22 protein-coding genes are annotated in these 20,949 nt (G+C 64.2%); 8 read left to right on the forward strand and 14 right to left on the reverse strand.

What is annotated here, in order from left to right:
* Positions 1–695: 695 nt before the first annotated feature.
* Together Q9R31_RS15515 and Q9R31_RS15520 are read right to left on the reverse strand one after the other, a co-directional pair.
* The gene (locus Q9R31_RS15515; RefSeq protein WP_311263607.1) at positions 696–1,394 is read right to left on the reverse strand and encodes a PASTA domain-containing protein; all 699 of its coding nucleotides are present in this window, start codon (positions 1,392–1,394) and stop codon (positions 696–698) included.
* Positions 1,395–1,461: 67 nt separating this feature from the next.
* Entirely contained in the window at positions 1,462–2,859 is a 1,398-nt protein-coding gene (locus Q9R31_RS15520; protein WP_311263608.1) for a DUF1524 domain-containing protein, read from the reverse strand.
* 278 nt (positions 2,860–3,137) lie between these two features.
* Between Q9R31_RS15520 and Q9R31_RS15525 the strand changes: the two genes are divergently transcribed.
* The gene (locus Q9R31_RS15525; protein WP_311263609.1) at positions 3,138–3,530 is read left to right on the forward strand and encodes a VOC family protein; all 393 of its coding nucleotides are present in this window, start codon (positions 3,138–3,140) and stop codon (positions 3,528–3,530) included.
* A 114-nt stretch (positions 3,531–3,644) separates the two neighbouring features.
* Here Q9R31_RS15525 and Q9R31_RS15530 read toward each other — a convergent pair whose 3' ends face one another.
* Positions 3,645–4,247 carry a heme-binding protein gene (locus tag Q9R31_RS15530; RefSeq protein ID WP_311263610.1) on the reverse strand — a complete coding sequence of 201 codons (603 nt, stop codon included), beginning with the start codon at positions 4,245–4,247 and terminating at the stop codon, positions 3,645–3,647.
* 59 nt (positions 4,248–4,306) lie between these two features.
* Positions 4,307–4,813 carry a DUF3592 domain-containing protein gene (locus Q9R31_RS15535; protein ID WP_311263611.1) on the reverse strand — a complete coding sequence of 169 codons (507 nt, stop codon included), beginning with the start codon at positions 4,811–4,813 and terminating at the stop codon, positions 4,307–4,309.
* A 134-nt stretch (positions 4,814–4,947) separates the two neighbouring features.
* Here Q9R31_RS15535 and Q9R31_RS15540 point away from each other — a divergent pair, with 134 nt between their 5' ends.
* Together Q9R31_RS15540 and Q9R31_RS15545 are read left to right on the forward strand one after the other, a co-directional pair.
* On the forward strand, positions 4,948–5,409 hold the full coding sequence (locus Q9R31_RS15540) for a MarR family transcriptional regulator (protein ID WP_311263612.1): 462 nt from the start codon (positions 4,948–4,950) through the stop codon (positions 5,407–5,409).
* Positions 5,406–6,662: an MFS transporter gene (locus Q9R31_RS15545; protein ID WP_311263613.1), complete on the forward strand. Its 1,257-nt coding sequence runs from the start codon at positions 5,406–5,408 to the stop codon at positions 6,660–6,662. Before Q9R31_RS15540 ends, Q9R31_RS15545 begins: the two co-directional genes overlap by 4 nt.
* Before the next feature lie 178 nt (positions 6,663–6,840).
* Here Q9R31_RS15545 and Q9R31_RS15550 read toward each other — a convergent pair whose 3' ends face one another.
* From Q9R31_RS15550 to Q9R31_RS15565, 4 genes are all read right to left on the reverse strand, one after another.
* Positions 6,841–7,230: a VOC family protein gene (locus Q9R31_RS15550; RefSeq protein ID WP_311263614.1), complete on the reverse strand. Its 390-nt coding sequence runs from the start codon at positions 7,228–7,230 to the stop codon at positions 6,841–6,843.
* Positions 7,231–7,462: 232 nt separating this feature from the next.
* Positions 7,463–7,807: a DUF1801 domain-containing protein gene (locus Q9R31_RS15555; protein WP_311263615.1), complete on the reverse strand. Its 345-nt coding sequence runs from the start codon at positions 7,805–7,807 to the stop codon at positions 7,463–7,465.
* Positions 7,808–7,816: 9 nt separating this feature from the next.
* Positions 7,817–8,284: an SRPBCC family protein gene (locus Q9R31_RS15560; RefSeq protein ID WP_311263616.1), complete on the reverse strand. Its 468-nt coding sequence runs from the start codon at positions 8,282–8,284 to the stop codon at positions 7,817–7,819.
* Between the two features lie 31 nt (positions 8,285–8,315).
* Positions 8,316–9,233 carry a 2-hydroxyacid dehydrogenase gene (locus Q9R31_RS15565; protein ID WP_311263617.1) on the reverse strand — a complete coding sequence of 306 codons (918 nt, stop codon included), beginning with the start codon at positions 9,231–9,233 and terminating at the stop codon, positions 8,316–8,318.
* Positions 9,234–9,505: 272 nt separating this feature from the next.
* Between Q9R31_RS15565 and Q9R31_RS15570 the strand changes: the two genes are divergently transcribed.
* On the forward strand, positions 9,506–10,747 hold the full coding sequence (locus Q9R31_RS15570) for an MFS transporter (protein WP_311263618.1): 1,242 nt from the start codon (positions 9,506–9,508) through the stop codon (positions 10,745–10,747).
* A gap of 73 nt (positions 10,748–10,820) precedes the next feature.
* On the opposite strand, the gene Q9R31_RS15575 is transcribed toward Q9R31_RS15570, so the two are convergent.
* Positions 10,821–11,156 carry a cupin domain-containing protein gene (locus tag Q9R31_RS15575; protein WP_311263619.1) on the reverse strand — a complete coding sequence of 112 codons (336 nt, stop codon included), beginning with the start codon at positions 11,154–11,156 and terminating at the stop codon, positions 10,821–10,823.
* Positions 11,157–11,278: 122 nt separating this feature from the next.
* Here Q9R31_RS15575 and Q9R31_RS15580 point away from each other — a divergent pair, with 122 nt between their 5' ends.
* Positions 11,279–12,514, forward strand: a complete 1,236-nt coding sequence (locus Q9R31_RS15580; protein ID WP_311263620.1) for a mechanosensitive ion channel domain-containing protein — start codon at positions 11,279–11,281, stop codon at positions 12,512–12,514.
* Between the two features lie 69 nt (positions 12,515–12,583).
* A complete protein-coding gene (locus Q9R31_RS15585) occupies positions 12,584–13,336 on the forward strand; it encodes a metalloregulator ArsR/SmtB family transcription factor (RefSeq protein WP_311263621.1) in 753 nt (250 codons plus the stop codon).
* A 66-nt stretch (positions 13,337–13,402) separates the two neighbouring features.
* Here Q9R31_RS15585 and Q9R31_RS15590 read toward each other — a convergent pair whose 3' ends face one another.
* The 5 genes from Q9R31_RS15590 to Q9R31_RS15610 form a co-directional block, all read right to left on the reverse strand.
* Complete coding sequence (locus Q9R31_RS15590) at positions 13,403–14,758, reverse strand: alpha-L-fucosidase (protein ID WP_311263622.1); 1,356 nt, start codon at positions 14,756–14,758, stop codon at positions 13,403–13,405.
* An 88-nt stretch (positions 14,759–14,846) separates the two neighbouring features.
* A complete protein-coding gene (locus tag Q9R31_RS15595) occupies positions 14,847–15,746 on the reverse strand; it encodes a carbohydrate ABC transporter permease (RefSeq protein WP_311263623.1) in 900 nt (299 codons plus the stop codon).
* Positions 15,736–16,623 (reverse strand): sugar ABC transporter permease, encoded by an 888-nt coding sequence (locus tag Q9R31_RS15600; RefSeq protein WP_311263624.1) that lies wholly within the window; start codon positions 16,621–16,623, stop codon positions 15,736–15,738. Before Q9R31_RS15600 ends, Q9R31_RS15595 begins: the two co-directional genes overlap by 11 nt.
* Positions 16,624–16,713: 90 nt before the next feature.
* Positions 16,714–17,970, reverse strand: a complete 1,257-nt coding sequence (locus tag Q9R31_RS15605; RefSeq protein WP_311263625.1) for a sugar ABC transporter substrate-binding protein — start codon at positions 17,968–17,970, stop codon at positions 16,714–16,716.
* Between the two features lie 219 nt (positions 17,971–18,189).
* A complete protein-coding gene (locus Q9R31_RS15610) occupies positions 18,190–18,927 on the reverse strand; it encodes an FCD domain-containing protein (protein ID WP_311263626.1) in 738 nt (245 codons plus the stop codon).
* Between the two features lie 191 nt (positions 18,928–19,118).
* Between Q9R31_RS15610 and Q9R31_RS15615 the strand changes: the two genes are divergently transcribed.
* Entirely contained in the window at positions 19,119–20,516 is a 1,398-nt protein-coding gene (locus Q9R31_RS15615; RefSeq protein ID WP_311263627.1) for an L-fuconate dehydratase, read from the forward strand.
* On the forward strand, positions 20,513–20,941 hold the full coding sequence (locus tag Q9R31_RS15620; RefSeq protein ID WP_311263628.1) for an RbsD/FucU family protein: 429 nt from the start codon (positions 20,513–20,515) through the stop codon (positions 20,939–20,941). The genes Q9R31_RS15615 and Q9R31_RS15620 overlap by 4 nt, the downstream gene beginning before the upstream one ends.
* Positions 20,942–20,949: the final 8 nt, after the last annotated feature.

Genomic DNA, 20,949 nt, shown 5'->3' on the forward strand with positions numbered 1-20,949 from the left:
ACCACGGTTGCACAAAATTTGAAACCAGCTAAAAACACTGCGCCAACCACGGGGTGGCGGCACAGCAAATTCAACCAATTTTTATAAAAAATCGGTATCAACAAACTTGGCACACTATTGAGTTCTCAAACAACAGACACACCCGGCACCACCCAAACCAACGTTCAGGATCGCTCCGGAGCAACTTTTCAAACTTACCCGACCCCGCCCCGCTTTGCAAACCGCGTTTCCGCGAAACAAAACCTGCAGGATCAGCCCCACCCATCACCGGCACGCACAAAATGCGAGCCATTTTCCAGGCCGTTCAAAAGGGGGGTTGGCCGCTATCTTTCCGCTTCAGCGGCGGCGACTCAGAAAACAATACCCGCACCCACACCCAACCGCAAATCGACCCCCACTGGGCTCGATATCCGCGGAATTCCGGGGCAGGAACGGCCATTAGGGCACCGAAGCCGCCTCCCGCCGTCGTAATTCCTTTGTGTGTGCTGCAGCACAAGCCACCCGGCCTGCAGCCGGTCATCCACGCCGTCCATGATGGCGCTCCCGCTACTCCCCGATCCGGGCCTCCACAGGCTCCAAAAGCAGACGAGCCGCGGGTACCTCCGATGGAAAGGAGGCACCGCGGCTCGTCTTATTGAGAGTGTTGAGGCAGCCGTCCAGACTCAAGGGCCTGCTACGACGTGTCGGTGTTTCACCTATTTGGCGATGCCGCCGTGCTTGCTGCAGGCTCCCTGACGTGTTGTGCTGGGCCAGACATAACCGTCGCTGCAGATAATGGCACCCCCCATATTTGGCGCTGCGGGCGCCGGTGCAGGCGGTGCCGCCTGCTGAGGGGCGGCTTGCTTGGCAGCAGCATCCCGCGCGGCCTGGTCAGCTGCAGCCTTTGCAGCAGCCGCCTGGTCGGCAGCGGCCTTGTCCGCCGCGACTTTCTCAGCGGCAGCCTTCGCCGCGGCTGCCTGGTCCGCAGCCGCCTTCTCAGCCGCAGCCTTGTCAGCTGCCGCCTTTTCAGCAGCAGCCTTCTCCGCCGCCACATCATCGAGGTTTTTAACCCCGAGATGCACGGTGGAACCCTTTGCCGCCTGCGCGCCCGAGGCGGGGTCCTGCGTCGTCACCTGCCAGTTCTTCTTGAGGACGATCGATTTGCCGTGGGCGGAATCGACAGACTCAACCTTGAATCCGAGCTTTTCCAGCTGTTCCGTGGCCTTGTCCAGAGTGAGGCCGGTAACGCCGGGAACGGTGACGTTCTCGGCGACGGCTGCCACAGCGGTTGCCGTAGCCGTAGGCTGTGTCGCCGCCTGCTTGCCGCCGCAACCTGTCAGCAAGAGGCCGGCCAGCACGGCCAGAGCCAGCGTCTTCTTCAACCTGCCGACTGCAGGACTGGAATTTTCTTTCATGATTCCCCCTAGGAATGCGTGTGGTGGTGATAGAGATGCGTCCGAAGAATCCGGACAAGGAATGGGCCTATTCGCAGGCGATGCCGTCTGAGTCACGGTCCAGGGCGGGCCGGTAGCCGGCCTGGCCTGCGTAAAGCGGTGCAGCTCCGGCGGCTCTCGCCGCGGTGCAGTTGGCGTAATAGGCGGCGCCAGGTGCCGGCGCGGCGGGAGCCGGGGCCACCGGAGCGGGTGCGGCCGGTGCGGGTGCAACGGGCGCCGGCGCAGGTGCGACCGGTGCAGGGGCGGGTGCAACGGGGGCAGGAGCAGGAGCAACGGCGGCAGGTGCCGGTTCAACCACGGCGGGCGCGGGAGCCGGGGCCTGCTGGTTTGTTGGAGCCAGCTGCCCGGCGCAGTCGCCAAGGATGCGGGCCATCGCGTCGTGTTCCGCCTGCGCGACCCACAGCCCGTACGTCGCCTTCACCGAGATCTGCCGGGCCACGTACTCGCACCGGAAGGCCTTGTTCGGTGGCAGCCAGGTGGCTGCGTCGCCGTCGCCCTTTTGCTGGTTGGTGGGACCGTCCGTGGCCTGAAGGTTCAGCGGATCATTCGCAAACGCCGTCCGCTGCTCAATGCTCAGCTGCTGGGCGCCCTTCTGCCAGGCATCGCTCAGTGCCACCACGTGGTCGATCTGCACGGCAGTGCTGGTGCCCGAGCCCCGAACAAAACTGATGGTATTGCCCGTGTAGGGATCCGCCAGGGTCCCTGTCTGGACCTTGCAGGGAACGCTGTTCGTGTAGGTAATGCCGGTGAGGTCGCGCTTGAGGATGTCGTTGCGCGTATCGCAGCCGTTCCGGTCCACGTCAGCCCATGCCTGCCCGAACTGGGCCCGGTCATATCCCGTCTTCGGCGCGCGGCCCTTGATCGGAAGGGTGGCCAGCAGATCGATAGCCTTTGTGGCGTAGGCGGGCTGGGCGTTGGGGGCGGCCGCGGTGACGCCAGCCGCAAGAACGTAGGGGTTCTCCGGGTCCAGCGGCTCGCCAGTGGTTTCAACGGTGGGAGTTGGCGCGGACGACGGCGCGGCCGCGGCTGTTGCGGTCGGGCTGGCTTTGGCGGTAGCTGCCTTGGCAGTGCTCTCCGAGGATGCCGCCTTCAGGTCCGCGGTGGCAACGTGGGGCAATGCGACAGCCCCGCCAGTGAAGAGGGCCACGGACGCGGCGAGCGCGACGGCGCCGGCCTTCCGCTGTGCCGGGAGCCAGGCCCAGGAACGGCGTCCTGTGAGCAGGACGTACAGGCCGGTGAGTGCAGTTGAAATGCCCAGGAAAATCAGGGCTCCGCCAATTCCGCCGTTGAGTGCACCCAAAAGCATGAACAGTGCGGTGATGCCGGCAACAATGAACGTTGAAGTACGCGGTTTCCGCGGCGGCTTCGGTGGCGGCGCAAACGGAACAGACGGAACAGACCCGAGAAGGGTTTCGTAGTCGGACAAATTTTCCCCATTTATGAGGGCCCGCATATCCGGCCCTGCAAGTGCCGGGCCTGCTGCTTAGCCCGACAAAGTCGTCGCCGCTGAGCTTATGTCGCGTTTCCGCCCGGCCAGGGTCGCTTGTCGAATCCTCGGTCAACCTTCAGCCATTCTTGATGGGACCTTGAGAAATGCTGTCGCAATGCCGCTTTTGCCCTTAATAATTTCTGGCAAATTCAGGCCCCAGGCCGTATAGCAAGCATCCATTCCCTTCATGAGAGCGCAAAGATAGAGTGGCCCGCATGCAGATGCGCCTAGAGGTTGTCCAAGTTCCGGTTTCCGACGTCGAGAAATCAAAATCCTTCTACACTGACAAGCTGGGTTTCGTCCTGGACCACGACGTGGAACATATCCCGGGTATGAGGGTGGTGCAGCTGACTCCCCCGGGTTCGGCCACCTCGGTGGTTATCGGCACCGGGATGACGACCATGACACCGGGCAGCCTGGAAGGACTGCAACTGGTAGTTCCGGACATCACCGAGGTGCGAACCGAGCTGGTCAGGCGCGGCGCGGACATCAGCGAGATCCAGGACCTCGGCGGCGTCCTCTTCGCCTACTTCGCCGACCCCGACGGCAACCGCTGGGTGATGCAGGGCCAGACCCCGCCGGAAATCCGGGACGCGCACAAACCATAAAGGCGGCTGCCAAAAATGAGCGGGCGTCGAAAGAAACCCGCCGAAAAGTGAGCGGGCGTCGGAAGAAACCCGCCGAAAAATGAGCGGGCGTCGGAAGTGCGGCGCGGCTTCCGCTTAGGCGCGCGGCTCCGCTTCTCCCGCTTGGGGCTCAAGCACATCCTGGACCACTTCGTTGCAGCGCAGGAACCACGGTTTGAACGGCGGGTCGAAGCGAGCGAACCTGGGCGGACCCACAGGGGTCAGGCCGGCCAGGATGAGTGCCGCCTGCAGGCCGTTGTTGCGCTTCTGGAAAGCCGAGGCGGATCCGCTGCCGGAGAAACCCAGCACTGCGGCAAGGGAACCCGGCACCGCGCGCACCCTGACCCTGGCATCCGCAGGCACCGGAGCTGTTTCAGCGGTCACTCCCGCCGGAAGGACAAAGGCCACAGAATATTCTGCAGGCGCGCCGGACCCGCCAACCGGGCCGGACTGGAGTACAGGGGCGGTCATGGCCAGCTTCCGGGGCCCCGGTTCCTGAAGCACCGGGGCGGTCATGGCAAGTTTCTGCCGGGCGGTATTGCTGCCGCTGATGTACTTGAAGAGATGCCGGAAGGCGGCGTTCCCGGCGCGGTCAAAATCCGCTGTGACGGTCACTTCGGCGACGGCGTACTCCGGATACCGGCGCAGCTCGAAATGCGGATAGCGCCGGACCAACTCATAGGGCTGCTGCTCGGTCATGGTGGACCGAGCCTACGCCCGTGCAGCCGGGGCGGCCAGACCCACAGGCCAGGTCAGACTCAGACCACTCGCTCCGCGGCGGGTTTGCGGAATTTGGCACGGAGGACGGCACCGCCAACCACAAGGGCGATGAGGAGGACGAGCCCACCGAAGATGACGGTCAGCACAACGCCCACGCCGCGGAACCACACGCCGTCGCTCTCATAGCCAAGAACAACGGCCCGGCCGGGGTCATTTTCGACATAGGCCACCGTCACCCCGCCGCCCAGTTCCGGATGCTGGTCATGGTCCACGGCCGCGAAGGTCTTATGCGGCGAGCCGTCCGCCGTCGTAAATTCGACCTGCATCCTGCGCTCGGAAGCCTTGGTGACATCGTCGAAGTGGACGATCGTTCCCGTGACCTGGGCACCCGTCCGGGCAAGCTCTTCATCGGCATTGATCATGAAACTGCCCGCGCCAATCAGGATCGGTCCCAGGCAAAGGACCACAAGGGTCACCGCAAGGTTCAGTTTCTTCTTCCACGACAGCCAGGGTTTACGGTTTCCGTCAATTCTGCGCCCAGTCACGGCCCCATTCTGCCGGAAGATGTAGCCAAAACCACGCCGCCGGCTCTTGCCCATTGATAAGCATGCGGACCATAATAGTTAGCAGAACTAATTAGCACTGCTAAAGAACGTCAGCAGGAGGCGCACCCGCATACATGTCCCCTACCCAAACGAAGAACAAGGCAACCGCGGACCCCACCGCCCCGGACACCCTCGCCATCGACCTCCGCACCGCCGTGATGCGTACTTCCCGCAGGCTCCGCGTCGAGGCAACCGGCGACATCATCACTCCCGGCCAGTACACCGTCCTCGCCTTGCTGAACGGCAGCGGCCCCAGCACGCTCCGCGCGCTGGCCGAAAGTGAGCACGTCCAGGCGCCGTCCATGACCAGGATCGTGAATGCGCTTGCTGACCAGGGCTTCGTCACCAGGAGCGCAGACCCCGACGACGGCCGGCAGGTCCGCGTGGATATCACCGATGCGGGCAGGGCAGTCCTCGCGGAAGCACGCAACCAGCGCACGGCCTGGCTGGCCCAGCGCGTGGCCGGGCTCAGCGAGGAAGACCGGCTCACCCTCAGCCGGGCGGCCAGCATCATGCAGGAAATGAGCGGCAAATGAGTGCGATGTTCCGGGCCCTCGAAAACCCCAACTACCGCATCTGGGCCAGCGGTGCGATCGTTTCCAACATCGGCACGTGGATGCAGCGAGTGGCCCAGGACTGGCTGGTCCTGACCGTCCTCACCGACCACTCAGGCGCCGCGGTCGGCCTCACCACGGGCCTGCAGTTCCTGCCCATGCTGCTGTTCGGCCCCTACGGCGGAGTGCTGGCGGACCGGTACCGGAAGCGCATCATCCTCATGTGGACGCAACTGGCCATGGCGTTCACCGGCCTCGCCATCGGCCTTCTGGTGCTGACCGGCACTGCCCAACTGTGGCACGCGTACGTGGCGGCCTTCTGCCTGGGCGTTGCCAGTGCCGTGGACGCTCCCGCACGACAGGCCTTTGTCTCGGAACTGGTGGGGCAGGAGAACATCTCCAACGCGGTGGCATTGAACTCCGCTTCGTTCAATACCGCCCGGCTCACCGGCCCCGCCATCGCCGGGGTGCTCATCGCCTGGGTGGGTACCGGCCCGGTGTTCCTGCTGAACGCGGCGAGCTTCGCGGCCGTCCTGGTCTCGCTGTTCAGGATCCGCATCACCCAGCCCGCCCCCGTGGCCAAGGACAAGCGGAACAAGCACCAGGTGGCTGAGGGGGTCCGTTGTGTGCGCCGCAGGCCGGACCTGATGCTGATCATGGTCCTGGTGGGCATCCTGGGCGCCTTCGGCATGAACTTTCCCGTCATCAACTCACTGATGGCCACCACCGAGTTCCGCATGGGCCCTGGCGAATTCGGGCTTCTCGGTTCAATCATGGCGGTGGGCACGCTGGCCGGCGCCCTCCTGGCGGCGCGCAGGTCCGGTCCGCGGCTGAGGTTCCTGCTGGGCGGGGCCCTGGGACTGGGGATCTTCACGATCCTGGGCAGTGTCGCACCATCGTTCTGGGCTTACGCCGCCATCCTGGTTCCAGTAGGGCTGGCATCGATCACGTTCCTGAACAGCTGCAACACCAGCATCCAGCTGTCCGTGGAACCGCATTTCCGCGGGCGGGTGTTGGCCCTGTACCTGGCTATCCTGCAGGGCGGAACCGCCTTGGGTTCGCCGCTGGTCGGTTGGATCGGGAGCCAGTTCGGCGCCCGCTGGTCCGTGGCCTGCGGGGGAATTGTGGTACTCCTGGCCGGTGTGGCGGCCGTTATCGCGGTCACCAGGCGGAACCGGCTCACCCTTCGCGGCGCGCTGCGGATGGCACTGGGACGCCGCGAACCCGCCGTCTGACACGGGCGGGGAAGGGGCGGCCGCCGCGTTTGGACCGTGGGGGAGGATAGCCCCGTACGACGGCGGCGCCGGCCTGCCGCTGCCACGCACCCGGGTGCGGGTGCTTTGGGCGGCAAGTGCCGGCGTCGTTCTTCTGGCCGTACTGTCAGGCGACTGGATCCGCGCCTGTGTGCGGTGGCTACGTGACGGGAATCGAGGAAATATTCAGGATATTGCCCTCGCTGTCAGTGAACCAGGCGCCCTTACCCATGCCTTCCATGGTGGCGATGCCGTTCTCGGTCTTCAGGCCGGGCATGTCGTAGTCCTCAAAGACGACGCCGCGGCCCCGCAGCTCCTCCACTTCCTTTTCGACATCATCGACGCCCCATGCCATCTGGGTGTTCTTGGCGGAGCCGGCGTTGTCCGTCCGGTAGAGCAGGAAGCCGGTTCCCTTGCCGCACCGGTAAACCAGGTTGTCACCTTCGATGGTCTGGACAGGTTCCAGTCCCAACTTGTCCCGGTAAAATTCCCGCGCGCGGTCAATGTCCTTGGCCGGCAGCACAGCCATGAGTTCCATATCCTTGAGCATGACAAATCTCCTTGTGCATTAGTGGCGTCGCTCTCCCCCTGAAACAGTCCGGCCGTGCCCTGCCGGGCCTCGCGGCCGTCCTTCCCGCCGATTGCCGGGGCGGCCGCCTGGAACCCCTGGTTCCGCCGTGGCACAGGACAGCGGCGGGAGGTTCCCGAAGTCTACGAGGCCATTATGGAGCCGATTCCGCTGCGAAGATATAGGGGTTTTACGCGCGCCGCCGTCGTTCTTCCTACTTCCGGATTTCCGCGATCCGCAGCTGGACGATGTCCGCGAGCACGTCCTCCGGCACAGGGTGGTCCGAGGTGAAACGAATGGTTCCCTTGGACAGGGAGTACCCCTCCAGCCGGTCAGCCACCGCCTCCACCACCGCGGCGGAGAACGGAAAGATCGATAGGTGTTTTGCCGTGGCCACGGCGGCCACCAGCGGTTTGCCGTCCAGTTTGAGGGCGGGCATGCCGTAGCTCATGCCTTCCGTGGCGTCGGGAGCCAGGGACCGCGCAAGCTCCACTACGTGCTGCAGGCAACTGCGGTCCGGTTCATCAACCGTCGCCAGCGCATCGTCCACGGCGCCCACCCGGCGGCCTCAGCTCTTCCGTGCCGCCACAGTGGAAGCCAGCGCGGCGAGTCCCCGCTCGAAGTCGCCGCCCACCATCTTGTCCATGTTCATGAACAGTGCGAACACCTTCCCGATGCCCTTGTTCTCCCCGGTCATCCGCCAGGTCACGTCCGTGCCGCCCGGTACGGGGGTGAAGCTGAACGTCGTGGGGTTCAGTGCCTTGAAGGGCTTGGTGAACTGCAGCCGGATCCGGACCAGGCTCGAGGGCACGGACTCCTCGATCTCCATGGTGCCGCTGCCCGCCTTGCGGTTGCCGCTCCATTCATACCCGGCGCCCGCGCCGGACCCGCTGCCGAAGTAGCGGCGGCTCATTCCGGGATCGATGGTCTCCCAGGGGGACCAGGCGGTCCATTCGTGGAAATTGTTGACCAGCGGAAAGATGTCTTCGGCGGGGGCAGGAATGACGGCACTGCGGCTGACTTCAAAAGTGGACATGGGCCAAGCATAGGGGCCGGACCCGCCGCGGTTAAGGGATGACCACGTTCACCGGGTCCTTGCCCTCCAGCAGCAGCCCGATCTGCTTCCTCAGCAGCCGGACCATCCGGGGGAACATGGCCGAGCTGGCCCCGCCCACGTGCGGGGTGATGAGCACGCCCGGGGTGGTCCACAAGGGATGGCCGGCAGGGAGCGGCTCCGGATCGGTGACGTCCAGTGCCGCCCGGAGGCGTCCGCTTGAGGTCTCGGCCAGCAACGCGCCGGTATCCGCTACGGGGCCGCGGGCCACGTTGACCAGCAGGGCGCCGTCCGGCATGGCAGCCAGGAACTTCGCGTCCACCAACTGCTCCGTCTCTTCGCTCAGGGGGACGCTGACCACCACGATCTCGTGCAGCGGCAGCTGCTCGTAGAGCGAATCGATCCCGAGGATGGTCCCGCGCTCATCCTCCCTGGCGCGGCTGGCCATCCGGGTGACTTCCGTTTCGAACGGCAGGAGCCGGGCCTCGATGGCCTTGCCCACTCCCCCGTAACCGACCAGCAGCACACGCCGGTCCGCCAGGCTGGGCCGCTGGCTGTTGTCCCATGCCCCGGTTTCCTGGTTCCGGACAAAGTCCGGGATGCCGCGCTGGGAGGCGATCATCATGCCCACGGCGAGCTCCGCCGTCGAGGTCTCATGGACTCCCGCCGCGTTGGCGAAGGTGACGCCTGCCGGCAAAACCGAGGCGACGCCGTCGTACCCGATGGACTGGCTCTGCACCAGGCCAACATCCACGCCCTCCAGCGCGGCGAGCGCCGTCGGCTTGCCCATGTAGCCGGGGACCAGCAGGTCCAGCCGGCCTTCCGGCGCCGGCCCGGTCAGGTCCCAGAGGACAAAGTCGACGCCGTCAATCGGCCCCAGCGCGTCCAGCAGGTTTTGGGCGGGCAGGCACACGCGCAGCCGGGCCGTCATGCGGCGACCATCGGCGTGGGTTGCTGGGCAGGACGGCAGGTGTTCATGGGGCCTCCAGGCTTCCGGGCCCGGCACGGGGGCTCGGGCGTTGAAGTTCCACAAATAAACCTACCCGGCGGTGCCTTCGGGGCCGGGTATCCGACGCTTAATACGACGACGCGGGGTGCCTGTCATGTCCGTGACACGCCCTTCGATCCGGTAAATTTAAGGAAGGAATTGTCAGGCGAGCAGCGCCGCATTCCACCCCTCCCCCTTGAATGGACGCTTCCCCCATGTCTTCCGCGATCCCCGCGCCGGAACCTGCCCGTTTTCCGTATGCCGCGATGGTGGTCCTCGCCACCATCGCTTTCACTGCCATCACCACCGAGCTCCTGCCGTCCGGCCTGCTGCCCCAGATCAGCACCGGGCTGGGCGTGTCCGAGCCGGTGGCGGGTTATCTTGCCGCCGCCTACGCCGCCGTCATCGTTATCACGGTGGTTCCGGCCGCCCGCCTGTTGGGGAGGATTCCCCGCCATGCCCTGCTGGTGGGGCTCGTCCTGACCTTCGCACTCAGCAACGCGATGGTGGGACTGGCACCGGACTTCACCGCGGCAATGATCGCCCGTTTGGTGGGAGGCCTGGCACATGGGCTGCTGTGGACCACCATGGCGCCGTTCGTATCGCGGGTGGTCCCGGCGGACAAGGTGGGCAAGGCCCTGGCGATCGTGTTCAGCGGCAACAGCCTGGGCCTTGCCATCGGCGCCCCCGTGGGTACGGCCCTGGGCGGATTCCTTGGCTGGCGGGCCGCTTTCCTGGTGCTCGCCGGGTTCGGCGTGGTCCTGACCGTACTGGCGTTTTGGCTGCTCCCCCGCGTCCGCCGCATCACCGACGCGGCCCGGCCGTCACTGCGCAAGGCCATTGGGCAGCCCGGCGTTAAATCCGTGGCCACTGCCTGGCCGCTGTTGGTGCTGGCCCACTTTGCGCTGTTCACCTACATCGCGCCGTTTATCCGCGAGGCGGCCCTGCCGGACTACGCCATCAGCCTCTCCCTCACCGTTCTGGGCGGGTCCGGGTTGCTGGGCATTTGGATTGCGGGGCTCACCGTGGATTCGCGTCCCCGCCGTTCGCTGTTGATTACGACGGTGGCCATCGCCGCATCGATGTTCCTCCTGCCTTTGGCCGTGGGGAACCTGCCCGCGGCCCTGGTACTGATGACCATCTGGGGAGCCGGACTGGGTGCCATCGGCATCTACAACCAGTCGGCGATCCTCCGGGCCGGCGGCGAGTACAGCGAGGCCGCGAACGGGCTCACCGTCCTGACCATCCAACTGGGAATTACCATCGGCGCGCTGTATGGTTCCGCGGCGCTGGTGGTTGGCGGTCCGCTGCTGGTCCCGGCCGCGGCCGCGATACCCGTGGTTGCCGCGTTGGTGATTACACTCGCCGGCAAGCGGTACGCCTATCCGCCCGGCCCCCGTGAGCGCATCTGGCTGGAGCCGCGGCCGGTGAAGGACAGCGTCAAGGACCTGTCCTAACACCCTGCATCGATTGCTCCGTAAACGCCGTTTTCAGCGCCCAAAACGACCAATGCGGAGCAATCGATGGGACTTAGTCGCGGTACTTTGCCACCGTGAACAGGAAGGTGGTGTCCTCTTCGGCGTGAAGGCTGTGCAGGCCGGGCGGGACGATCAGCAGGTCGCCGGACTTGCCCTGCCAGGATTCCCCGCCGGCGCGAAGGCTGACGCAGCCCTGGATTACGAAAACCGTGGCGTCGCCCGGATTCTGGTGCTCACTCAGCTGGGTTCCCGCCGTCATGGCCATAACCGTCTGCCGGAGGATCTTCTCATGGCCGCCGTACACGGTGTCGGCAGCCCTGCCGTTGGTGGAGCCGATGGCCGCCTCAAGCTGCTGCCGGGCCAGTGCATCGATCGATATCTTCTGCATGGGCCCAAGGCTACCCACCGGCGGCCACCTTGGCGACAGGACTGCAGCCGGCCGCAACGTGCTGACACGCCGCAGCCCCCACGATTTCGAAGGCCTGGAGCAGGCTTGGTAAACCTTAAAGGATGCTAGACGTCCTGAATCCCGCCCTGCCCTTCATCGCCATGGCCCTTGCCGTGGTGGCCGGTCTCGCGCTGTCCTGGCTGCTCCGCAAGCTGGTCCTCCGCCTGAACCGTAAGCGGCCGGAGCTGCAGGCCACCTCCCGGGTAGCCCGCCGGCCGCTGCGCCTGGCACTGTGCCTGGTGGGCGTCCGTGCCGCGCTGGGGCTTACTGCGGCCACCGAAAGCTGGCACGCCGGCGTCGACCACTTCCTGGTGATTGCCCTCATTGGCGCGGTTGCCTGGCTGGCCATCGCAGTGCTGCTCATCGTCGAAACGGTGGTGCTGAACCGGCACAGCGTGGACGTGGCGGACAACCGGCGGGCACGGCGGCTGCGCACGCAGATGATCCTGGCCCGCCGGATCGCCGTGGCTCTGGTGGTGGTGCTCGCCGTCGGCTCCGCAATGCTGACCTTCCCGGCCATCCAGGCGCTGGGGGCCGGACTGCTGGCGTCCGCGGGCGTGATCTCCATCGTTGCCGGCCTCGCCGCGCAGACGTCCCTGGTGAACGTCTTCGCCGGCATGCAACTGGCCTTCACCGATGCCATCCGCGTGGATGACGTGGTGGTGGTGCAGAAAGAGTGGGGCCGGATCGAGGAGATCACCCTCACCTATGTGGTGGTGCATCTCTGGGACGACCGCCGTCTCATCCTGCCGTCCACGTACTTCACCACTACGCCCTTCGAGAACTGGACCCGCCGCCAGTCCGAGGTGATGGGCACGGTGGAGTTTGACCTCGACTGGCGCGCCCCCGTGGAGGACATGCGGACCGAGCTGCGCCGCGTCCTTGCCGGTACCGAACTGTGGGACGAACGCGTGGGGGTCCTGCAGATCACGGACGCCACCGGCGGCTTTGTCCGCGTCCGGATCCTGGTCAGCGCGGCGGACAGTGCCGCGCTTTTCGACCTGCGCTGCCTGGTCCGCGAAACCATGGTCACGTTCCTGCAGCAGAACCATCCGAAAGCCCTGCCGCACCAGCGCTGGGAGCACGCAACGGACGACGGCGGGACGGCCACGCGGCGCAGGGCACCATTGCGCGGGCTGGGTTCGCCCGCTGCCGGCGGCTACAGCGCGCCGGCAGATCCGCATGAATCGCAGCTGTTTACCGGCTCCATCGAGGCGGTGGAGCGGTCACGCGCATTCACCGGGCCGGGCGATGAGGCGTTCGAGGAGCGCGACAGGAACCTCGCCTCCCGCAACTGATCCCGCTGGCATAACTTCTGCACGCCAAACCCTTGATAGGTGACCATTTAGTCACATATCATTATTGCCATGGACGACGTGTTCAAGGCACTCTCCGACCCCACCCGCCGGGACCTGCTTGACGAGCTCTACCGCGAGGACGGCCAAACCCTGAGCGCCCTTGAAGCACGGTTCGACATGACCCGGTTCGGGATAGCCAAGCACCTCCGTATCCTGGAGGACGCAGGCCTGGTGGTGACCCGCCGTCGGGGACGGGAAAAGCTGCATTTTTTGAATCCGGTGCCCATCCGGCTGGTCCACGACCGCTGGGTCAGCAAATACGCAGAACCATGGGCCGCTGCCCTCAGCGACCTCAAATCCAGATTGGAAAGTCCCATGGAAAAGATCTTCGAGATTTACATCAAGACCACGCCGGAGCGGCTTTGGGAAGCCATCACCGACAGCGAGATCCGCAGTAAGTACCAGTTCGGGAATACCCTCGAGGCCGACTGGTCCCCCGGCGGCCGGTTCGTGATGGGCAACCCGAAGGCGGGCGCACCCCTGGGCGAGGGCGAAAACCTTGAAGTGGAACCGCCGCGGCGGCTCGTCCAGACAATGCGGGCCCTGTGGGGCGAGGACGTCAAGGCAGAGGGCACGTCCAAGGTCACCTGGGAGATCGAGCCGGTGGGCGATTCCTGCCACCTCACCGTCACCCACAGCGACCTGCGCGAGGGCGCCAACGAACAGCTCTACGGCGGCTGGCCGATGATCCTCTCCGGTTTGAAGACCTGGCTGGAAACCGGCGAAAAGCTCACCACGCCCGGCTCGTTGATGTACACCTAGGGCGTGCACGCCATAGGAACGACGGCGGCGTGTGCTGCCCGCCGCCGTCGCGGCCTTTGGCCAGGGCTAGGTACGTGGAATGCGCACGACGACGGGTCCCGGGCGGTCCGGGTCGAGGGTCACCTTTAGTACGTGGCCGTCCAGGTGCAGGCTGCCACCCGGGCCCACGACCGAAGCTCCGGCCGCAGAGAAGCCGTCGCCGCTGAGTTCCAGCACGGCTTCATCCCCATTCCCATCGCTGGGAGCATCAACAAACGCCACCACCTCAGAGCCCCGGTCAACCCAGCGGACCCAGGCATCCCCTTGGCCTGCCGCCACGCCCGCTGCCAGCGGGCGCGCCCCTACAAGGTACTGTTTGGCCGTTTCCATCCATCGGCCCAGGTCCGTCAAGGCCTGGCGCTGGATTTCGGGGATGGTTCCGTCCGCGCGCGGTCCCACGTTCAGCAGGAAGCGGCCGCCGCGGGACACCACATCCGTCAAGTGCCGTGCCAACTCGGGGCCGCTAAGGGACTGCTCCGGCCCTTCAACCTGGTTGTACCCAAAGGAGAAGCCGATGCCGCGGCAGTTCTCCCACTCCGCCTCGGACTCCGATTCCGTGGCGTGTTCGTACTCGCTCGTGGCGTAATCCTTGTGTGTTTCTCCCCAGCGGTCATTCACCACGCCTTCAGGGTTGACGGCGTAGAAGTGTTCGAAAAGGCGTCCCAGCCCGTGCTCGCCAAAATGCTTGCCGGCATCCGGCCATTCGATGTCGTTCCACAAGACGTGGGGCTGGTATTTGTCCACCAAGTCCAGCACCTGGTTATAGGCGTACTCCGCATAGCCCGCGTCCTTCGGCCGGCCGGACCCGTGAACGCTCTCACTGGTGATGTGGGGCGGGAATGGCCGCACATGCCAGTCCAGTCCGCCCGAGTAGTACAGGCCCAGCTTCATGCCTTTTTCCTTGACGGCCTGTGCGATCTCCCCGATGAGGTCCTTTCCGGGCCCACGGCGGACAGTATTCCGCTCCCCTGTGCCGGGGGCGTCCCAGAGCGCAATGCCGTCATGGTGCTTGGTGGTGGGAACCACGTAGTCTGCGCCGGCGTAGCGGAACAGCTCCATCCACTCCGCGGGATCGAACTGCTCCGCCTTCCACTGGTCCAGGAAGGCATCGTAATCCTCGCCGTCGAATGTTTCCTTGTGGTGCTGCTGGGCGGGGCTGCCATCAATGCGGATGGTGTTGTAGTACCACTCCGCATACGGGTTGTGCGTAAACCATTCACGGTCATCGTCGATGGTGCCAAGGGCGCCGATGGGCTCCGCCCAGGCTGGGACCGAGTACGCGCCCCAGTGGATGAAGATTCCGAACGGGGCGTTCCGGAACCATTCAGGCACCGGCCTGGACAGATTGTTCCATTCCTCCGGGTTGGTCAAAGGCTCGGTCATAGTGCACTCCAATTCATTGGATCGAGGACGTTTCGTGGAAAAGGGGGAAATGTCCGCCGGTTCAGGTTTCCCCGGTAATGCAGGAGGCTCAGCGCCCTCCAAAGCCGCCCATGCTCACGCCTTTCACAAGCTGGCGCTGCAGGAGGATGACGACGAGCAGGCTGGGAATGACTGCCAGCGTAGCCGCGGCCATCAGCGGTCCCCAGTCCGTTCCGCGTTCACCGGAAAACATGGACAGCCCCAGCGGAATGGTCGCCTGCGACACGTCGTTGATGACGATCAGGGGCCACAGGAAACTGCTCCAATAGTCGATGAAACTGAAGACAGCCACGACGGCCAGCGGTGCGCGGACCAGCGGAAGGATCACGCTCCACAGGATCCTGATTGAACCGGCACCGTCGATACGGGCCGCCTCTTCGAACTCAACCGGCAAGGACAGCAGGAACTGGCGGATCAGGAAGGCACCGAAGGCCCCGAAGGCAAACGGGACGATGAGTGCCGGCAGGGAGTTCACCATGTCCAGCTTGTTCATCATGATGTAGAGGGGAATTACCAGGACCTCCTGTGGCAGCACCAGTGTTCCCAGGAAGACGAGGAACAACTTGTCCCGGTGCTTGAACTGCAGCCGGGCAAAAGCGTATGCAGACAGCAATGACACGACAGTTGTCAGCACCGCTCCGGACACGGCCACCAGAAAGCTGTTGATAATGACGCGCCCAAACGGAATGGCGGTCCAGGCTGTCAAGTAGTTGGACCACTCCACCCGGGACGCGAGCAAGCTGGCACCGGTGGAGAAGATTTCGGAGGTTGGCTTCAGCGAAGTGGCGAACATCCAGAGGAACGGGAAGGAGAAGGCAAGGCCGACCAGGATGACGCCGATACGGCTGATGTAGCGGCCCAGCCTCCGCTTCGTCCGGGACGCTGTGGCGTGCCGGCGGTGGGCGAGGCGCTTGTCGGCGGCCGGTTGGGCGAGCGTTTCAGTTGTCATAGTTGACCAGCCTCTTTTGCTGCGAGAACTGCAGTGCTGTGATGAGCATGACGATCACGAACAACGCCCAGGCCAGGGCGGAAGCGTAGCCGAGCTTGTCAAAGGAAAAACCGTTGCGGTAGAGGTAAAGGACAATCGTGTTGGTGGAATCGCCGGGACCGCCGAGCGTCAGCAGGTACGGCTGGGTGAACACCTTGAATGAGCCGATGATGGTCATGACCGTGCAGAAGAAGAGCGACGGCGACAGCATCGGCAGCACCACCCGGAAGAACCGCTGCCATGCTCCTGCCCCGTCGATGCGGGCCGCCTCGAGCAGATTCGGCGAGATGCCGTTGAGCCCGGCACCAAGAACGATGATGTTGTAGCCGATCCCCTGCCAGACGGACATGGCGATCAGCGACCCCATGGCCAGCTGGCTGTCGCTGAGCCACGAGGGGCCGTGGATACCAAGGGTGGCCAGGAAGCTGTTGATGACGCCGTCATCAGTCAGCATCAGCCGCCACACCAACGCGTTGGCGACCATGGGCGTCACAACCGGAACGAAGAACAGCACACGGAAGAACGGGCCCCAACTGCCCAGGTTATGAAGCCAGGTGGCAACAGCCAGGGCCGCGACGAGATTGAACACGGTGTAGCAGACGGCAAAGAAGAGGGTGTTGCCTAGAACCGTCCAAAACACCGGGTCACCAGTGAGCAGCCGCACGTAGTTGTCCAGTCCCACGAATTTTGGTGCCCCGAACAAGGGCCAATCGAACAGGCTGATCACCAGCGAAGCCAGCAGTGGAAGCACAATAAAAATCAGGAACCCGAGCATCCCGGGGGCGAGGTAAACCGCGGCGAGCCGGCCATGGCCGCCTCGAGCCGGGGTCCTTTTCACGTCTTTGACAGCAAGTGTGGGTAAAGCAGTCATCGTTGACCTGTTCCATGAAGGGGACGGGCTCCGGCGCGGGCGCCCGTCCCCGGGAGATTACTTGGCTGAATTCATGATGGTGGAGAGGAGGTCCTGCGCGGTCTTGCTGCCGCGGAAGCCTTCTCCGGAGTACTGGGTGAAGTTGGTCTCCACCTGGTTCCAGCTCGGCGTGGTGACCAGCGGCCGCCCGCTCTTGAGCAGGGCCTGCACCACCGCGACGTCGGCTGCCGGTTTGGTTCCAGCCCAGTCCTTCAGCGCGGACTCAACAGAAGGAACGGTTCCGCGGGCGGCACCGACCGCGCCGATCACCTCGGGGGTGGTGATTTTCATGATGTTCTTGAAGGCTGCCTCCTTGTCCTTGCAGGACGCTGCAATGGCAAACGCGGACCCCTGGATCATGCCGATGCTCTCTCCCGAGGTGGAAGGGATGACGGCGATGCCCACCTTGCCCTTGGTCTTGGTGGTCAGGGTGTCGTACATCCAGGGGCCGTCAATGATCATGGCTGCCTTGCCACTCATGAACTGCTGCTCCGGCACGTCAGTTCCGTCCGATGCCTGAGGTGCATTCGCGACTTTCTCCTTCGCCACCAGGTCGAAGGCAAACTGCTGGTCGTTGACGAGGCCTTGGTCGGTGAGGTCGAGCTTTCCATCCTTGACTGGTTCGTTGCCGTTGGCGAAGGCCATGGGAAGGCCCGGGCCCGAACCGAAACCTGGCGGCAGGGCGAGGCCCATTACGCCGTCCTTTGTCAGCGCCTTCAGGTCGGCCGCGAACTGGCTGGTGGTGTATTTGGTGGTGGGCTCCTTCACGCCTGCCGCGGCCAGGAGGTCCTTGTTGTAGTAAAGGACCACGGGTTCGGCGTCGTAGGGGATTCCCCGGAGGGAGCCGTCAACGGTCAGGCCGTCGATCATTGCCTTGTTGTACATGGACGCGTCTATGTTGTTGCTCTTGACCATGTCGTCCAGCGGCACCGTAAGGTCTTTCAGCTCCTGTGCACGTGCCGCCTGCGTGGTGATGATGCAAGGTGCTCCGGAGCTGGAGAGGCGCGTCTTGACCTTGGTCCAGTAATCGTTGAAGCTCGGGCCTTCGAGGGTCAGGCTGAATGCGGGGTCCTTCTTCTTGGCCGCGTCCACAAATGCCTGCCACTGGGCCCGGTCGTTTTCATTAGTGATCCAGGTGTACATCGAGGAGGCTTCCTTGCTCTCCCCCGATGAAGAACTCCCGCTTGGGGAACCACATGCGGTAAGGCTTCCTGCTGCCAGGGCTGCAACCGCTGCAGCTGTCAGCAGCTTGCCGGTAACACGGTTAGTCGACACGACGAATGTCCTTTCAATAGCTGGGGTCAAAGGTTGCCCGGCGACGTCTCCGTGGCCTGTGCGATGTGATTCCCGCAACCCTTGTCCCCAACAGGATGACCCGCCTATGTTTGGAAAGTCAAGGAATCATCTGATCTTTTTTGCTCCGGCTGCTTGAGATTGCGCAAAAATCAGGAATTTACTGAGGATAGTCAAGACAAGGTCTGACGAATCCTCGGTCTATGCCTGCTCCTCAAGCTCCGGGTCGGGAATCGTGGTGACGTAGTCTTCCACCGCATACAGGTGATTTGCCATGCGGGTCCTGGCCCTGTCGGCGTCATGCCGCCGCAGCGCCTCCAGGATTCCCAGATGCTCCCGATGCGTGGCCAGCAGGCCTTCGTTGTCGTGGAGGGACCGCCACATCCGGCCACGGATCGTGTTCGTTGATACGGTCTCGATCAGTGCTGACAGCACGTGGTTCCTCGAGGCATCCGCAATGAGCCGGTGGAATTCGATGTCACACTGCATGGCGCCGGCATGGTCGATGGGTGAGGCATGAATGGCAGCGTTCGCCCGCTCCAATATGCTTTCGGCCTCGTCAAGCTGGGAACTATCGATACACACGGCTGCCGCCGCTGCAGCTTCTGTCTCCAGGGCCCGACGGACGGTATGCACCTGGTTCGCCCGTTCTCCATCCTGCAGGCCCACCCAGAATTCCATGGCCGAAAGCAGTGCCGAAGGCTCCAGCCGGGTCACGAAGGTGCCGGCGCCCTGTCTGGTTTCCAGGATGCCCATGGTGGACAGCGCCCGCACCCCTTCCCGAAGGGAGCCCCGCGATACCTGCAGCTCCGCTGCCAGGTCCTTCTCAATGGGCAGCCGGTCGCCAGGCCGAAGCCGGCGGGAAGACAGCATCTGCTTCACGCCTGAAATCACGACGTCCGTCTGGGACATCGACCCACTGGGATTGCCGTTGGTCATCGCAGCCACCTTTCCTAGTGCTCCGTCGAATGACAGTGACACTGCACGCACAAATTAACTTTCATCAGATGTATCCCTTGGAAAGGGATTCATAGTCCTATATTCTCATCAAATACTTCCTGATACATCAGATGACGCTCGCGATGTTGCTCGGAGCGCCATCTTCACAGCCTGAACCTGGAGGGCTTAAATTGCCACAAATCACCGGTTTCGACGTTTTCGACGTGCGGTTTCCCACGTCGCTTTCCGCGGACGGCTCAGACGCCATGAATCACGATGCAGACTACTCCGCGGCGTACATTGTGCTGAGAACAGACGATCCAGCCGTTTACGGCTGCGGCTTCACCTTCACCATTGGCCGGGGAAATGAGGTGTGCGCCGCAGCGATGGAGCTACGCGCCCGCCCCCTCATAGGCCAGGACGCGGATGTCCTCTGCGGCAACCTTGGGGAGGCCTACCGGGCCCTGAAACGCGATTCCCAGCTGCGGTGGCTGGGGCCCGATAAAGGCGTGGAGCACCTTGCCCTCGGCGCCGTGATGAATGCTGTCTGGGATCTGGCCGCACGCCGTGCAGAAAAGCCCCTGTGGCGTTCCCTGGTGGACATGACGCCGGAACAGATCGTTGACGCGGCCGACCTCAGCTACCTTTCGGACGCCCTCACCCGGGAGGAAGCGCTGGGTATTTTGGAACGCCTCGCCCCGACCCGAAAGGAGCGAATCCGCCAACTGGCCCGGGACGGCTATCCGTGCTACACCACTTCAGCCGGCTGGCTGGGCTACTCGGACGAGAAGCTGCGGCGGCTTTGCCAGGAGGCTGTGGACCAGGGCTACCGCCATATCAAGCTCAAGGTTGGCGGCTCCCTGGAGGACGACATCCGCCGGCTTGGGATCGCCCGCGAGGTCATCGGGCCGGAGGGCAACCTCATGATCGACGCGAACCAGGTATGGGATGTTCCGGAGGCCATCGACTGGGTCAAGCAGCTGGCTGAATTCAGCCCGCTGTGGATCGAGGAGCCGACCAGCCCGGATGACATCCTGGGCCACGCCGAAATCCGCAGGGCGGTCCAACCAATCGGGGTGGCCACAGGAGAGCACGGTATGAACCGTGTCCTCTTCAAGCAGCTCTTCCAGGCCGGGGCGATCGACTATTGCCAACTGGACGCCTGCCGGCTCGCCAGCGTCAACGAAGTGCTGGCCGTCCAGTTGATGGCAGCCAAGTTCGGCGTCCCGGTATGCCCGCACGCCGGCGGGGTGGGGCTGTGTGAACTTGTCCAGCACCTGTCCATCTTCGATTTCATCGCCATCTCCGGAGACCTGACCGGAAGGGTAACGGAATTCGTGGATCACCTGCACGAGCACTTCGTGGACCCGTGCATCATCAGGGACGGCGCCTACGTCATGCCCGCGAACCCGGGGTACTCGTCGGAGCTGAAGGAGCAGACACTGCAGAAATACTCCTTTCCCCGGGGGAGCTACTGGGCCGGCACCGACGCTGGCCGGGTGGAACAGGCCTGGGAGTCCGCGCACTCTGACCGCGGTGTTGCCTTCGCGAGGGCACAGACCGGAACAGGGGTAGGGAAACAGGCATGATCAACTACACGCTGACCCACCCGGGCCTGCTCGCGGCCCTGGCCGAATCTGGCCACGGCTCGCAGATCCTCCTGGCGGACGCCAACTACCCGCACAATACCGGTGCTCCTACAGGGGCCCGGCGGATAGCGCTGAACCTGAGGCCTGGCCTGCTGACCATCGACCAGATCCTGGAAGTACTGATCGACGCCGTTCCGCTCGAAGCCGCAGCAGTCATGACACCTCCGGACGGTAACTGGACAGAGGCAGTCAAAGGCTACGAAAGCGCACTGGGCACGGAGGTTTCCATCACTTCCCACCAGCGCTTTGACTTCTATGACGCCGCGCGGTCGCCGAACGTCGCCGTCGTCATCGCCAGCGGGGACACCCGGCACTACGCCAACCTGCTGCTGACCATCGGGGTCCGGCCCGACGGAACGGCATGAGGACCGCC

Source organism: Pseudarthrobacter sp. BRE9 (assembly GCF_031844305.1).
GTDB lineage: Bacteria > Actinomycetota > Actinomycetes > Actinomycetales > Micrococcaceae > Arthrobacter.

Bases quoted from the DNA above. Each gene is read 5' to 3' on its own strand.
- Q9R31_RS15515 (WP_311263607.1), bottom strand. From the start codon at position 1,394: ATGAAAGAAAATTCCAGTCCTGCAGTCGGCAGGTTGAAGAAGACGCTG.
- Q9R31_RS15525 (WP_311263609.1), top strand. From the start codon at position 3,138: ATGCAGATGCGCCTAGAGGTTGTCCAAGTTCCGGTTTCCGACGTCGAG.
- Q9R31_RS15530 (WP_311263610.1), bottom strand. From the start codon at position 4,247: ATGACCGAGCAGCAGCCCTATGAGTTGGTCCGGCGCTATCCGCATTTC.
- Q9R31_RS15540 (WP_311263612.1), top strand. From the start codon at position 4,948: ATGTCCCCTACCCAAACGAAGAACAAGGCAACCGCGGACCCCACCGCC.
- Q9R31_RS15545 (WP_311263613.1), top strand. From the start codon at position 5,406: ATGAGTGCGATGTTCCGGGCCCTCGAAAACCCCAACTACCGCATCTGG.
- Q9R31_RS15550 (WP_311263614.1), bottom strand. From the start codon at position 7,230: ATGCTCAAGGATATGGAACTCATGGCTGTGCTGCCGGCCAAGGACATT.
- Q9R31_RS15560 (WP_311263616.1), bottom strand. From the start codon at position 8,284: ATGTCCACTTTTGAAGTCAGCCGCAGTGCCGTCATTCCTGCCCCCGCC.
- Q9R31_RS15565 (WP_311263617.1), bottom strand. From the start codon at position 9,233: ATGACGGCCCGGCTGCGCGTGTGCCTGCCCGCCCAAAACCTGCTGGAC.
- Q9R31_RS15570 (WP_311263618.1), top strand. From the start codon at position 9,506: ATGTCTTCCGCGATCCCCGCGCCGGAACCTGCCCGTTTTCCGTATGCC.
- Q9R31_RS15575 (WP_311263619.1), bottom strand. From the start codon at position 11,156: ATGCAGAAGATATCGATCGATGCACTGGCCCGGCAGCAGCTTGAGGCG.
- Q9R31_RS15580 (WP_311263620.1), top strand. From the start codon at position 11,279: ATGCTAGACGTCCTGAATCCCGCCCTGCCCTTCATCGCCATGGCCCTT.
- Q9R31_RS15585 (WP_311263621.1), top strand. From the start codon at position 12,584: ATGGACGACGTGTTCAAGGCACTCTCCGACCCCACCCGCCGGGACCTG.
- Q9R31_RS15590 (WP_311263622.1), bottom strand. From the start codon at position 14,758: ATGACCGAGCCTTTGACCAACCCGGAGGAATGGAACAATCTGTCCAGG.
- Q9R31_RS15595 (WP_311263623.1), bottom strand. From the start codon at position 15,746: ATGACAACTGAAACGCTCGCCCAACCGGCCGCCGACAAGCGCCTCGCC.
- Q9R31_RS15610 (WP_311263626.1), bottom strand. From the start codon at position 18,927: ATGACCAACGGCAATCCCAGTGGGTCGATGTCCCAGACGGACGTCGTG.
- Q9R31_RS15620 (WP_311263628.1), top strand. From the start codon at position 20,513: ATGATCAACTACACGCTGACCCACCCGGGCCTGCTCGCGGCCCTGGCC.